This is a genomic window from Cupriavidus oxalaticus (assembly GCF_004768545.1).
Classification (GTDB): domain Bacteria; phylum Pseudomonadota; class Gammaproteobacteria; order Burkholderiales; family Burkholderiaceae; genus Cupriavidus; species Cupriavidus oxalaticus_A.
The window spans coordinates 242,616-255,309 of the sequence record NZ_CP038634.1 but is presented as its reverse complement, the minus strand read 5'-3'; the positions used below and the strand labels follow the sequence as shown (position 1 = coordinate 255,309).

Genomic DNA, 12,694 nt, shown 5'->3' with positions numbered 1-12,694 from the left:
GGGACGCGTCCTTCATAGGATTAGTGCCCAAAGCCGTCCATCGCAAGAGGCGTTGCCAGGGATCGTGGTTCAGCAGGAAAACGCGTTACGAGATGTCTTCCATGTTGTCCTGCTGCGAGCGGATATCCTCCGGACTGAACACGATATACCCGAGCGCCTTCAACAGCTGCACCGCTTCCAGCTCGGCGTCGAGATAGACCGGCCGGTCCGGTCGCCGCAGGCGCGGCGCGGGCTGCCAGCGTGGCAGCCCGCTGGCATGGGGGCCAGCCGCGCCCGGGCCATCCGGTTGCCGCGCGGTCAGGATGCGGCAATGCTCCACGCTGAGCCGCCAGGCCACGTCGACGGCGACATTGAAACGCGCCACGCACAGCCGCAAGCGCTTGAGAGCCTGCAGCCAGCTGATGAAAGTGTCGCGCTTGGATGGCTCGTAGCCCTTGAGCAGCGTAGTGAGCTGATCATGGGCCGCGGGATTGGCCGCTGCCGGGTCGTCGTCGAGCAACGCAAGCTCCAGCGCGACCTGCTGGCACTTGTCCTGATCGTAGATCGTGCACTCGCAGTCGAGTACGCCTTCCTGCAGCAGCTCGCACAGCAGCGCCCACACCCGGGGGTTCTTGTCGAGCCGGCCTTCGAGCGTGGGATCGATCTGGCAGAGGATGTCCGGCAGGGGGCGTTCGGCATCCGCCTGCACGGCATGCGCGAACGCCATCGCGTTGTCCGAGGGCGTATCGCCGCGTGCCAGCCGCTGCAAGGCTGCCTCCTTCAGTTCGTGGATCTCCGCGATGGTGTCGACGGCATGCTTCCAGGCAAACGCTTCCAGCCCGCCCGCCAGCTTGCGAGCGGGCCTGGCAAGCTGGCCTGCCAGCGTCTGGATGAAGCCGGTGCAGATGCTGCACTGACACTCCAGCCGGCCGGCGTGCAGGAAGCCGGCATACAGGCGCTCCCGATGCCCGCAATGCGGGCATTCCACCGAGAACCCGCCCTGCCGTGCCACGCGTTGCGACGCGAGCAGTCCGTCGACCTGGTAGTGCGCCTGGCCATCGCAGCAAGGGCAGATCCATTCCAGCTTGTGCGCACCGTCGCGCGGCGCGACCGCGCGGTCGAACTGGCGCTCGATCGCGCTGCGCGGAATCCCTTGCGAGCGCCCGAGTACGTCGGCGGAATAGCGCCAGTAGCAGTACGAGTGCGCGGCAGCGGCCGCTTCGGGGCCGAGGCGCTGCAGGGCGGAGATGAGATGCGTGCTGCGCCGGATCTCGTCGGCCTTCGCGTCAACCAGCGCGGCCCCGCCGGGCATCACCGCCTCGAGGGCGGCGCGGCTCTGTGCGAGGAAGTCCGGCACGTGGACGCTGCGGATGAAGTCCTCGTTCTCGAGCCAGAACATATGTCCGGGCAGCGATTCCAGTGCATCGACGCCGGACCTGACTTCCGGCATGCCGGGACAGGCGAGAAACGTGAAGGGTTTGCTGAACAGGAATGCATCGGCCATGTTTTGTCAACGGAGAATCCCGCTCACGGCCGGTACTGCACCGCGTGCGATGGTTTCACCCCATGATTCCAGTCAGGCCGAGCGCGCGGACGGCGCATGCTTCTCGCATCAGCCCGTATTTGGGGAGATTCCCCTTGTCCTTGTTATTGTTAATTCTTGTCCGGCTATGTCTTGTACCGCACAGATTCGCCGTGCCGGTTAGGACAGGATAGGCGACGGTCATGGATCCCCGCAATGATCAATAAGCGACGCTTTCACAATGAGAAATGTGCCGCGCAACCATGCCCCGAAAGGGGCAGGATCAGGAACCGGGCCTGCGGACCGAACGCGCTGGCCACACACCGCCGTCGACCAGCCCGGCGGTAATCTCCAGCAACTGCGTCCACACCGTGCTTGCGGCGAGCGTGACCGGCATCGTCGCCGACCGGCAGATCCACACCTGGCGGCTCATGGCGGGCTGCACGCCTTTGATACGTTCTGCCAGGTGGCCGCGACCGACGACGCGAAGGAGGGAATTGCGGCCTTCGTGGAAAAGCGTCGGCCGCATTGGGGGGATAGCCGGGCGCTACGGTGGCCGATCGGATTGTCCACCGTCATGTTGGTCTTAGCGAAGTCGTGGCGGGATGATGGGCACGCCTGTCACTATCCCGGTGCTCCTCAGACGAGAGGCGTACTGACCAAAGGGGCGGCGAAGCTCTCATGGCACTACATGTACCTCGACCACCAAGTGCGTCTGGATGGCGCCACCGTCGCGCCCCTCGGGGGCGGGGCGGATCAAATTGCCGCGATGGGCGGGCACGCTAGCGCCGGCTTATGGCGTCCACGGCATATTGGGGATGCGGCCAGATAAGTCTAATATCGACGCCTGGGCGGCCGACCGGCACACCGTGCCTGGCCGGCGCCCTTGAGTGTTCGACGACCACGGATGCCCCGTGCTCACCTTTCCAAGGAGACACAACATGCCGAGCAAGAATACGATCTGTTTGTGGTACGACCGCGACGCGCTGGATGCCGCGAACTTCTATGCCGAGACCTTCCCCGACAGCGCTGTCAAGGCCGTCCACCGCGCCCCCGGCGACTATCCCGATGGCAAGCAAGGCGATGTCCTGACGGTAGAGTTCACCGTTGCCGGCATTCCCTGCCTTGGCCTCAACGGCGGCCCGCATTTCAAGCACAGCGAGGCGTTTTCCTTCCAGATCGCGACGGACGACCAGGCCGAAACCGACCGCCTGTGGAATGCCATCGTCGGCAACGGCGGGCAGGAAAGCGAATGCGGCTGGTGCAAGGACCGGTGGGGATTGTCGTGGCAGATCACGCCGCGCGCGCTGACCGCGGCGGTATTCGATTCCGATCCCGCGGCGGCCAAGCGCGCCTTCGAAGCGATGATGACGATGCGGAAAATCGATATCGCAAAAATCGAGGCGGCCCGGCGCGGAACCTGATCCCGGCGCGCCTCGAGCCTACGCGTGCTGCGCTTGCTGCGCCTGCTGCGACCGCCACTTCGACACGCTGCAGCCGAACTCGCCGCTGAACCAGCGCGAAAACGTGCTCAGTGAAGTAAATCCCAGCAGCGTGGCCACCTCCGACAGCGGCCTGTCGGGGTTCTCGATATAGCCGACCACCAGCCCCGCACGCACCTGGTTCAGGATCTCGGAATAGCTGGTCTGATCCCGCGCCAGGCGGCGGTGGATGGTGCGCCGGTCCACCCCCAGGTGCTGCGCCACCCGGTCGACCGAGCACATGCCCGTGGGCAGCAGGACGTAAACCAGCTTGCGCACCTTGTCCGGCGCGGTGGCGTTGGCCTGGGCCAGCAGGCTGCCGAGGTAGCGCTTGACCTGGCCTGCCATCGCGGGGTCGTAGGACGGCAGCGGGGCCTCCAGGTCGGCGGCGGCGCAGACGATGCCGTCGAAGTCCTGGTTGAACAGCGGGTCGATGCCGAACACGCGCATGCAGGTCGCCACGCTGGCGGGTGCGGGGTGCGTGAAGCAGATGCTGCGCGGGCGCCACGAAGTCCCCAGGAACAGGCTCAGCATGCGGAACATCACGCCCACGGCCAGGTCGGTGGCCTGGCGCAGCACGCCGGATTCCTCGCTCAGGACCTGGAGCCGGATGATGACCAGTCCTTCGGATTCCTCCAGGCGCATCGCCAGCGATTCGTTCTGCAGGCCCATGTATCGCACCATGGACTCCAGCGCGCGGCGCAGCGTGGGCTGCTCGCGCACCACGAAGGCCAGCGGCCCCAGGTTGGAGAACTGGCGCAGCTCCGCCATGCGCAGGCCGAAGTCGTCCACCTGCGCGGCGCGTGCCGACGCGTCAAGCAGCCGTCCCACCAGCGCGGCAGGGATGCGGATATCGGGATCGAGCAGCACGTCGCGGCTGATCTTGGCCGCACGCATCTGCTGGTGCGGATCGAGGCCGACGGCACGTGCCACTTCAACGTAGTTGGTCAGGCTGGCGCTGCGCAGGTAGTAAGACATCGCGTTATCCGATTGTCGCGAAATGCACGCCGATGGTGTGCGAAGGGCTCATCGTTGCGTGGCCTCGGCACCGGCAGCGCTTGCGTTGCCGCTGGTGTTGCCGTTTGCGTGCCGCCGGCGCCATGCCAGCGGCGGCTCGCCGAACTGGAGCGAGAACCAGCGCGTGAACGTGCTGGCCGAGCTGTATCCCAGCAGCTCCGCCACGCGCAGCATGGCGTATTGCGGGTTCTCCACATAGCGCAGCGCCAGTTCGCGCCGCACTTCATTGAGGATATCGGTGAAGGTTTCGCCGGCTTCGTCGAGCTGGCGCTGCATGGTGCGCAGGCTCAGTCCCAGTCCCTGCGCCACGGCTTCGCAGGTGGCGCGGCCCATCGGCAGCATCAGGTAGACGGCATTGCGCACATCGCGGCCGATGCTGGGCGAGTTGATGCGCGGCAGCGTGTCGACAAAGCGCTCGGCATAGCGCGCCATCGCCGGATCGCCGGTCGGGTTGGGCGCGTCGAGGTCGGCTGCCCGGCACACGATGCCGTTGAATTCGCTGTCGAACTCGAGCGGGCAGCCAAACAGGCGCCGGTGCACGCGCAGGTCGGCGAGCGCCGGGTGCGTAAAGTTGATGCTGAGCGGGCGCCAGTGCGAGCCGAGCAAGGCCCGGCACAGGCGGAACACCACCCCCAGCGCCAGCTCGGTGCCCTGGCGCGAAGGCTGGTCGAGCACGATTTCCTGGCGGATGATGACCGCGCCGCCGGCCTCTTCCAGCAGGATCGACACCGATTCGTTGACCAGGTGCCGGTAGCGGATGATCGTGGCGAGCGCGGCGCGCAGCGTTGGCTGCTGGCTGATCAGCAGGCTCATCACGCCAAAGTCCGATAGCTGCCGGGATTCCGCCATGCGCAGGCCGAAGGTGGGGCAGTCCGCCGCCCTGGCCGCGGCTTCCAGCAGCGCGGCGCAGGCGCCTACCGGGATGCGCTGGTCCGGATCGGCCAGCAGCGCCCGGCTAAGCCTGGCGGTGCGCAGCAAAGGCTGAGTATTGAGGCCGAGCGCGCCGGCCACTTCAAAGAAATTGGTCAGTGCTGCTGCACGTACCAGGGTGTCCAAGGTTGTCTCCCGCTTATGGCGGCTGGCCTTGGGAAGGCCGCCGCATTGTCTTTGCAGCGGCATGATAGGCGGGCTTGGCATGAAATGCAAAGCCGCTGGAGCCTATTGCAAAGCTGCCGCGGCCGCGGCGACCTACATTGGCAGCATGCGCGGCACACATCGGTGCCGCAACGTTCCAAGGAGACAACTGCATGGCAAAGATCGTCCGCATGTATGAGACTGGCGGCCCCGAAGTGTTGCGTTACGAAGACGCGGCGGTGGGAGAGCCCGGCGCGGGACAGGTGCGCATCCGCCACGTGGCGGTGGGCCTGAACTACGCAGACACCTATTTCCGCAACGGCACCTACCCGGTGCCGCTGCCGTCCGGCATGGGCGTGGAAGCCTCGGGCGTGGTGCAGGCCATCGGCCCGGGCGTGACCAACGTCGCCGTGGGCGATCGCGTCACGTATACCGGCTTTATCAACACGCTGGGCGCCTACAGCACCGAGCGCCTGGTGCCGGCGGCGCCGCTGATCCGCCTGCCCGACACCATCGGCTTCGAGACCGCGGCGGCGATGACCATGCGCGGCCTGACTTCGGCGTACCTGATGCGCCGCATCCATGCGTTCCAGCCGGGCGAAACCATCCTGCTGCACGCGGCAGCCGGCGGCGTGGGCCTGATCGTTTCGCAGTGGGCCAAGCTGCTGGGACTGACCGTGATCGGCACGGTGTCGAGCGAGGCCAAGGCCGAAGTGGCGCGTGCCCATGGCTGCGACCACATCATCAACTACAGCCATGAAGACGTGGCCAAGCGCGTGCGCGAACTGACCGACGGCGTCGGCGTGTCGGTGGTGTTCGACAGCGTCGGCAAGAGCACCTTCACGTCTTCGCTGGATTCGCTGCGCCGCCGCGGCACCATGGTCTGCGTCGGCACGGCCTCCGGCCCGATCCCGCCGTTCGACCCGGTGCTGCTGGCGATGAAGGGCTCGCTGTTCCTGACCCGTCCGGCGCTGGCCGACTACATCTTCGATCCGGCCGAGAAGGCGCAACTGGCCGGGGAACTGTTCGATCATGTCGGCTCCGGCCGCATCCGGATCGAGATCAACCAGCGCTACGCGCTCGAAGACGCGGTGCAGGCGCATATCGACCTGGAGTCGCGCAAGACCACCGGTTCGTCGATCTTTGTCATCTGAGGAGCCAAAAGCCATGCGAGTCCAACAACTCACCTGCGCGCTGGGCGCCGAACTGAGCGGCGTCAACCTGGCCGATGCCGTGCGCGACGACGGCCTGTTCGCCGAGATCCGCGCGTTGCTGCTGCAGCACCGCGTGCTGTTCCTGCGCGACCAGAAGTTCAGCCGGGCCGAGCATGTCGCCTTCGCCAGCCGCTTCGGCGAACTGGAAGACCATCCGGTGGCCGGCAGCGACCCGGAACACCCCGGCCTGGTGCGCATCTACAAGACGCCCGACCAGCCCAACGACCGCTACGAGAACGCCTGGCACTCCGACACCACGTGGCGCGAGGCGCCGCAGTTCGGCGCGGTGCTGCGCTGCGTGGAATGCCCGCCGGTTGGCGGCGACACCATGTGGGCGAACATGGCGCTGGCTTACGAACGGCTGCCCGAGCACATCAAGACGCAGATCGCCGACCTGCGCGCGCGCCATAGCATCGAAGCGAGCTTCGGCGCCGCCATGCCGGTCGAGAAGCGCCTGGCGCTGAAGGCGCAGTATCCCGATGCCGAGCATCCGGTGGTGCGCACGCACCCGGACACCGGCGAGAAGGTGCTTTACGTCAACGCCTTCACCACGCACTTCACCAACTACCACACCGCCGCGCGCGTGCGCTTCGGGCAGGACGCCAACCCGGGCGCCGCCGACCTGCTGCGCTACCTGGTAAGCCAGGCGTACATCCCCGAGTACCAGGTGCGCTGGCGCTGGGCGCCCGACAGCGTGGCGATCTGGGACAACACCGCGACGCAGCACTATGCTGTGATGGATTATCCGCCGTGCCACCGCAAGATGGAGCGGGCCGGCATCATCGGCACCAGGCCGTACTGAACCCTGGATTCGAGCGAATGAACATGCAAGACAACCTGATCACGCCGGCCAAGTCGGCCTACGCCTATCCGCTGCTGGTCAAGCAGCTGCTGACCAATGCCCTGAGCCTCTATGGCGACCAGGAGATCAGCTACCGCGGCGAAATGCGCTACACCTTCCGCGATTTCCGCCGCCGCATCGGCAAGCTGGCGTCTGCGCTGGCTGCGCTGGACATCCGCCACGGCAGCACCGTGGCCGTGATGGACTGGGACAGCCACCGCTACCTGGAATGCTATTTCGGCGTACCGATGATGGGCGCCACGCTGTTCACCGTCAATGTGCGGCTGTCGCCCCAGCAGATCCTCTACACGCTCAACGATGCAGGCGCCGCGATCGTGCTGGTGCACCCGGATTTCCTGCCGGTGATCGAGCAGATCCGCCCGCAGCTCACCGGCAACCCGCGCTTCGTGCTGCTGGCCGATGGCCAGGACGTGCCGAAGTCCAGCGTGCCGTTCGCCGGCGAGTACGAGGCGCTGCTGGAGCATGCGCCCGCGGACTTCGAGTTCGCGGATTTCGACGAGAACACCAAGGCCGCCACCTTCTATACCACCGGCACCACCGGCGATCCGAAGGGTGTCTGCTACAGCCACCGCGAGATCGTGCTGCACACGCTGGCGTCGGCGACGAGCCTGTGCTCGCCGCGCGAAGGACAGCGCATGCATCGTGAAGATGTCTACATGCCGATCACGCCGATGTTCCACGTGCTGGCATGGGGCATCCCGTATGTCGCCGTGATGCTCGGGCTGCGCACGGTGCTGCCGGGCCGCTACCTGCCCGACCAGCTGCTGAAATTGCGCGAGACCGAGAAGGTCACTTTCTCGCACTGCGTGCCAACCATCCTGCAGATGCTGCTGCAGGCCTCCGCCGACGGCAAGCCGGACCTGTCGGGCTGGAAGATCATCATCGGTGGCTCGGCGTTGCCGCCCGCGCTGTGCGAGGCGGCCCTGGATCGCGGCATCGACATCTTCGCCGGCTACGGCATGTCGGAGACCGGCCCGATCGTGTCGCTGGCGCAGCTGCCGCCCGGGTGCGTGCCGAAGGACCGTGCCGAAGAAGTGCGCATGCGCTGCTCCACCGGCCGCCCGGTGACGCTGGTGGACTACCGCATCGTCAGCGAAGACATGCAGGACCTGCCGCACGACGGCAAGAGCCGCGGCGAGATCGTGCTGCGTGCGCCGTTCCTGACCAAGGCGTACTTCGGCAAGCCGGCGGCATCGGAAGACCTGTGGGCCGGCGGCTACCTGCACACGCAGGACGTCGCGGTGATGGGGCAGGACGGCTTCGTGCAGATCGTCGACCGCATCAAGGACGTGATCAAGACCGGCGGCGAGTGGGTGTCGTCGATCGAGGTGGAGAATCTGATCACCGAAGTGCCAGGCGTGCTGGAATGCGCGGTGATCGGTGTCCCCGACGCCAGGTGGGGCGAGCGGCCGATGGCGTTCGTGGTACGCAAGCCGGGCGTGGAGGTGAATGCGGAACAGGTCCGCGCGCACCTGCTGGGCCACGTCGAATCGCAGCGCATCAGCAAGTACGCGGTGCCTGAAGCCGACCGCATCACGTTCGTCGAGGCGATCCCGAAGACCAGCGTGGGCAAGATCAACAAGAAGCAGCTGCGGGAAGACGTAGCCTGAAAGGGAAGGTAAGGAGCTTGGCGCCAGTCCTCGGGCGGGGACTGGCGCTTTTTTTTTGTTGAGCTTGCGAAAGGGCGACGCGCTTTCGCCGGCAAGTAGAAACGCCTCCCGAGAAAGGCGTGCGGGGGCTGACGAAGCCTGGTGCCGGCAGCGATGCTTGCCATGCGCCTGCCCTCACCCTCTCTCGCGCAAGCGGAGGAAGCAGCGCAAGCGCCGGCGCAGCCAGCACTCGAGATCGCGCAGCACGCTTGGCCACTCACTGAAGCCGAAGTAGCCCAGCCCAGTGCGACTTCAGGTACCAGGCCTCGTATCTGATTTCTGTTCGTCAGGTCGTGGCTTTGCTCCACGCTTCCTTCAGACCCCACCTCACGGTGGAGCCCTTGCGCTTCGCTAATCCTTCACCACCATCAGGTTGGATAGGGGACCTGCACCACCGAGCTGTTGGGCATGCTCGGCACACATGAGAAACGCCTCCCGAGGGAGGCGTGTGGGTGCGACGAAGCCTGGTGCCGGCAGTGCTTTCTCCTCTCTCCCATTTATGGGAAAGGGAAGCAAACCAGTGGAACAAAAGCGCCCGATCAAGGCTGGATATTGAACGCCTTCACAATCGCGCCATTGCGCTCGAACTCTTCGTGCAGCGACTGCCCGAGCTGCTGCAGCGACTGTGGCTGCATCGGCTCATAGCTCAGCGCCTGCATCCGCTCCTGCACCTTGGGTGTCGCCGCGGCCTTGTAGGTCGCGGTCTGGATCTTCTGCGCCAGTTCGACCGGCACGCGCGCCGATGCGATCACGCCGACCCAGTTGCTGAACTCCACATCGGGATAGCCCAGTTCGGCGAAGGTCGGCACCTGCGGCAGCAGCGGCGAGCGGTTCTTCGATGCCACGGCGTACGGCTGCAGCTTGCCCGCCTTGATCATCGGCAGCGACGTCACCATGCCGTCGTACATCACGGCGATCTGGCCGCCCATCACCTGGGCCAGCGCTGGCGCCGAGCCGGCGAACGGCACGTGCTGCAGGTCCATGCCGGACTTCTGGTTCACGATCACGCCCGCGTAGTGCGAAGCGGTGCCGGCGCTGTAGGAAGCGAAGCTGAGCTTGCCGGGGTTGGCACGCGCGTAGCTCACCAGGCCGTTGAAGTCCTTGGCGGGCAGCGTCGGCGAGCCCACCAGCAGCAGCCGCGAGCGGGCCACGGCGGCCAGCGGGCGGATGTCCTTCATGGTGTTGTAGGGAGTCTTCAGCACGTGCGGCACTTCGGTCAGCACGTTGGTCGCGGTCACCATGATGGTCTGGCCGTCGGGCGGCGCGGCCAGCATCGCGCTAATCGCGATGCCGCCGCCGGCGCCCGGCTTGTTGTCGACCACCACGGGCGTGCCGAGGTCGGCCGAAAGCTGGTCGGCCAGCAGGCGTGCGATCACGTCCATGGTGCCGCCGGCAGGCGCCGGCACCAGCATGCGCACGGGCTTGCTGGTCCAGGCCATCGCGGCCGGCATCGCCAGTGCCAGCATGGCGGCAACCGCGGCGTGGCGGGGACGGAACAGGGTGGGGCGGGTTGGCATGGTTGTCTCCGTTTAAAGATATGAGATGAAACTTGCCCATGCCAGCCTTCTTGTCGGGATGGTCATGGGCTCAGGTTGAAGAGATGGGGGCGCGCGCCGGTTTGAATACCGGCGGGGGAGCTTCAGCCGGCAGCGAGCGTGGCGCGCTGCTTCGCGCGCGCAAGGGCCCGCTGCATGGCTTCGACCAGCACCGAAGGCGGCCGGGCGCCCGACACGCTGTGCGTGCCGTTGAACACCACATGCGGCACGCCGAAGCCGGTGCGCAGCGGCGGGGCGTCCGGGTCGTGCAGCGGGGGCAGCCAGTCCAGATCGGGCAGGTCGCCGTCGGCGCCTGCGTCAGGCAGTGCGATGCCGCAGGCTGCCGCGGCGCGCCGCAGGACTTGCGGATCGCCGATGTTCTCGGCGCGGATGAAGTAGCGCGTGAACAGCTCGTCCAGCAGCGCCGAAGCGGCCTCGGGGCCGGCTTGCCTGACGGCGTGGCGGACCAGCCGGTGGGCCAGCAGCGTGCTGGGAAAGGTCTCGATGCGATCCAGCGCCAGCGTGATGCCGGCTTCGCGCGCGGCAGCGCAGACTTGCGCCTGGCGCGCGGCCATGGCCTCGGGGCCTCCCAGCCGCGCGAGGTAGAACTCGCGGTAGGGCCTGCCCTCCGGTGGCGTGGTCGGGATCAGCGGATAAGAGTGCCAGGCGACCCGGACGGCAACTTTCGGGTACTCCCGGGCGAGCCATTCAATGGCGGTTTCGAGGTGCTTCTTGCCGATCATGCACCAGGGGCAGATCAGGTCGAAGTAGGCATCGACCGTAAGCGTCGTGGGGTGGGTCATGGCAGCAGCTTGATGGCGCCCGCCGCCGCATGCGTGCCTGGCGGCGGGCGAGGGGAATCAGGGGGCGGACGCGGCTTGCGCGCGGCGCCAGGGCTGGCGGGCGGGCAGCTCGGCCAGCACCTCGGCGCGCCGGGCCTCGGTCATCCGGTCCCAGGTGCCGATTTCCAGCGGGGTCCTGCCGCAGCCCTGGCAATACTTGCCGGCCACGTCCAGGCGGCAGATGTTGAGGCACGGATTGGCGACGGCGGGGGCAGGATTCATGGCTTCAGCGGTGTTGTGGTTCGGGCAGGCGCGCGGGGCGCCGATGCCCGGCCGGGGCGGGACGCCCCGCGGCCGGGCGATGCGCGTCAGGCGCGCACCGGCAGGTTCTTCTGCCCGGGCTTGCGGTTGGGCGCCATGCCGTGCGCCGCAAGGGTTTCCTCGGCGCTGTCGTACCAGGTGCCGATGCGGTAGATCTCGCGCGCTTCCTTGCCCGAGGCGATCTCGCGGCCCAGTTCCTTGGCCACCCGCACGCATTGCTCGATCTGCTGCACCGAGGTCATGCGGTTGCCGTGCTGGTCGATGATCGTGTCCTCGATGCCGCAGCGCGGGTGCAGGCCCATCGCCATCGCCATCATGTTGAACGGCAGCACGTTCTTCAGCAGCGACTCGGCGGTCAGCGTGCAGCCGTTGGGCGCGCGGTGGATGAAGTTGAAGAAGTTGAACGGGTTGGGACCGTCGAAGCCGCCGCCGATGCCGATCCAGGTCAGGTTCAGCGGGCCCATGTACTTGCCGGCGCGCACCATCCGCTCGAGGGTTTCGAGGGCGTGCATGCCGGTCAGCTGGAAGTGCGGCTGGACGCCAGCGTTGCTCAAGCGGCGCAGGTGCTCTTCCACCCAGCCCGGGCCGGCCGGCACGGTCATTTCGCGATAAGCTTCGACGTAGGCCGGATGGGACAGCGAGGTACCCGCGGTGTATTCCGGGTACAGCAGCTCCATGATGTTCATCTGCGTGGTGTTGATCGCCACGGTGACCTGGTCCGGCTTCGGGTCCAGTTCGGCCAGCATGTGGCGGGTGTCGTCCGACAGCCACTTGGCGGCCTGGCCGTCGTCTTCCGGCGCGAACGAGATCGAGCCGCCGACCTGGATGATCATGTCGGGCACGGCTGCGCGCACGCCGGCGATCAGCTCGTTGAACTTCGACAGGCGCTTGGAACCCTTGCCATCCAGTTCGCGCACGTGCAGGTGCAGCACGGTGGCGCCGGCGTTATAGCAGTCGACGGCCTTCTGCACCTGCTCTTCCATGGTCACGGGGATGTCTTCCGGGAAATCTGCCGGCATCCATTCCGGACCGTACGGCGCCACGGTGATGACCACCTTGTCCATGTTCTCGGGGTGCAGGGAATCGTCGAGGAATTGCATGCTGTTGCTCCTGGGTGTTGTCGGCAGGCGGTCCGGGCAGAACCTGCTGGTTCGCGTTCCGTCGGCCTGTTTTCATCGTCATTCGATGGCCTGAAGTATCGGCGAACGGCATGAAGCAATTTGACGATCCGGGACGATCGCTTGACATTTCGGGACAG

At 66.6% G+C, this 12,694-nt stretch carries 12 protein-coding genes; 4 read left to right on the top strand and 8 right to left on the bottom strand.

Annotation, left to right across the window (positions count from 1 at the left end):
* Positions 1 to 85 precede the first annotated feature (85 nt).
* Complete coding sequence (locus tag E0W60_RS01140; protein WP_135702735.1) at positions 86 to 1,483, bottom strand: hypothetical protein; 1,398 nt, start codon at positions 1,481 to 1,483, stop codon at positions 86 to 88.
* A gap of 301 nt (positions 1,484 to 1,784) precedes the next feature.
* Positions 1,785 to 2,030 carry a hypothetical protein gene (locus E0W60_RS37300; protein ID WP_205751615.1) on the bottom strand — a complete coding sequence of 82 codons (246 nt, stop codon included), beginning with the start codon at positions 2,028 to 2,030 and terminating at the stop codon, positions 1,785 to 1,787.
* A gap of 412 nt (positions 2,031 to 2,442) precedes the next feature.
* On the opposite strand from E0W60_RS37300, the gene E0W60_RS01130 reads away from it, so the two are divergent.
* Complete coding sequence (locus E0W60_RS01130; RefSeq protein WP_133094750.1) at positions 2,443 to 2,925, top strand: VOC family protein; 483 nt, start codon at positions 2,443 to 2,445, stop codon at positions 2,923 to 2,925.
* Positions 2,926 to 2,943: 18 nt separating this feature from the next.
* Here the strand turns inward: E0W60_RS01130 and E0W60_RS01125 are convergent, their stop codons facing one another.
* A complete protein-coding gene (locus tag E0W60_RS01125; protein ID WP_135702734.1) occupies positions 2,944 to 3,960 on the bottom strand; it encodes an AraC family transcriptional regulator in 1,017 nt (338 codons plus the stop codon).
* 48 nt (positions 3,961 to 4,008) lie between these two features.
* Complete coding sequence (locus E0W60_RS01120; protein ID WP_205751614.1) at positions 4,009 to 5,055, bottom strand: AraC family transcriptional regulator; 1,047 nt, start codon at positions 5,053 to 5,055, stop codon at positions 4,009 to 4,011.
* A gap of 191 nt (positions 5,056 to 5,246) precedes the next feature.
* On the opposite strand from E0W60_RS01120, the gene E0W60_RS01115 reads away from it, so the two are divergent.
* The 3 genes from E0W60_RS01115 to E0W60_RS01105 are packed head-to-tail and all read left to right on the top strand — an operon-like array spanning position 5,247 to position 8,759.
* Positions 5,247 to 6,227, top strand: a complete 981-nt coding sequence (locus tag E0W60_RS01115; RefSeq protein WP_133094618.1) for a quinone oxidoreductase family protein — start codon at positions 5,247 to 5,249, stop codon at positions 6,225 to 6,227.
* 13 nt (positions 6,228 to 6,240) lie between these two features.
* Positions 6,241 to 7,089, top strand: a complete 849-nt coding sequence (locus tag E0W60_RS01110) for a TauD/TfdA dioxygenase family protein (protein WP_135702733.1) — start codon at positions 6,241 to 6,243, stop codon at positions 7,087 to 7,089.
* A gap of 23 nt (positions 7,090 to 7,112) precedes the next feature.
* Entirely contained in the window at positions 7,113 to 8,759 is a 1,647-nt protein-coding gene (locus E0W60_RS01105; protein WP_133094751.1) for a fatty acid--CoA ligase, read from the top strand.
* 578 nt (positions 8,760 to 9,337) lie between these two features.
* Here E0W60_RS01105 and E0W60_RS01095 read toward each other — a convergent pair.
* The 4 genes from E0W60_RS01095 to E0W60_RS01080 all read right to left on the bottom strand — a co-directional run bounded on the left by E0W60_RS01095 (position 9,338) and on the right by E0W60_RS01080 (position 12,536).
* Positions 9,338 to 10,315, bottom strand: coding sequence for a tripartite tricarboxylate transporter substrate binding protein (locus E0W60_RS01095; protein ID WP_133094620.1), 978 nt, complete (start codon positions 10,313 to 10,315; stop codon positions 9,338 to 9,340).
* Positions 10,316 to 10,437: 122 nt separating this feature from the next.
* Positions 10,438 to 11,136 (bottom strand): DsbA family oxidoreductase, encoded by a 699-nt coding sequence (locus E0W60_RS01090; RefSeq protein ID WP_133094621.1) that lies wholly within the window; start codon positions 11,134 to 11,136, stop codon positions 10,438 to 10,440.
* A 57-nt stretch (positions 11,137 to 11,193) separates the two neighbouring features.
* A complete protein-coding gene (locus E0W60_RS01085; RefSeq protein WP_133094622.1) occupies positions 11,194 to 11,397 on the bottom strand; it encodes a DUF1289 domain-containing protein in 204 nt (67 codons plus the stop codon).
* Positions 11,398 to 11,483: 86 nt separating this feature from the next.
* Positions 11,484 to 12,536 carry a 3-keto-5-aminohexanoate cleavage protein gene (locus tag E0W60_RS01080; RefSeq protein WP_133094623.1) on the bottom strand — a complete coding sequence of 351 codons (1,053 nt, stop codon included), beginning with the start codon at positions 12,534 to 12,536 and terminating at the stop codon, positions 11,484 to 11,486.
* Positions 12,537 to 12,694 lie beyond the last annotated feature (158 nt).

What these genes read in the sequence shown, in the direction of transcription:
- E0W60_RS01140 (WP_135702735.1), bottom strand. Translation starts at nt 1,483, where the DNA reads ATGGCCGATGCATTCCTGTTCAGCAAACCCTTCACGTTTCTCGCCTGT.
- E0W60_RS37300 (WP_205751615.1), bottom strand. Translation starts at nt 2,030, where the DNA reads ATGCGGCCGACGCTTTTCCACGAAGGCCGCAATTCCCTCCTTCGCGTC.
- E0W60_RS01130 (WP_133094750.1), top strand. Translation starts at nt 2,443, where the DNA reads ATGCCGAGCAAGAATACGATCTGTTTGTGGTACGACCGCGACGCGCTG.
- E0W60_RS01125 (WP_135702734.1), bottom strand. Translation starts at nt 3,960, where the DNA reads ATGTCTTACTACCTGCGCAGCGCCAGCCTGACCAACTACGTTGAAGTG.
- E0W60_RS01115 (WP_133094618.1), top strand. Translation starts at nt 5,247, where the DNA reads ATGGCAAAGATCGTCCGCATGTATGAGACTGGCGGCCCCGAAGTGTTG.
- E0W60_RS01110 (WP_135702733.1), top strand. Translation starts at nt 6,241, where the DNA reads ATGCGAGTCCAACAACTCACCTGCGCGCTGGGCGCCGAACTGAGCGGC.
- E0W60_RS01105 (WP_133094751.1), top strand. Translation starts at nt 7,113, where the DNA reads ATGCAAGACAACCTGATCACGCCGGCCAAGTCGGCCTACGCCTATCCG.
- E0W60_RS01095 (WP_133094620.1), bottom strand. Translation starts at nt 10,315, where the DNA reads ATGCCAACCCGCCCCACCCTGTTCCGTCCCCGCCACGCCGCGGTTGCC.
- E0W60_RS01090 (WP_133094621.1), bottom strand. Translation starts at nt 11,136, where the DNA reads ATGACCCACCCCACGACGCTTACGGTCGATGCCTACTTCGACCTGATC.
- E0W60_RS01085 (WP_133094622.1), bottom strand. Translation starts at nt 11,397, where the DNA reads ATGAATCCTGCCCCCGCCGTCGCCAATCCGTGCCTCAACATCTGCCGC.
- E0W60_RS01080 (WP_133094623.1), bottom strand. Translation starts at nt 12,536, where the DNA reads ATGCAATTCCTCGACGATTCCCTGCACCCCGAGAACATGGACAAGGTG.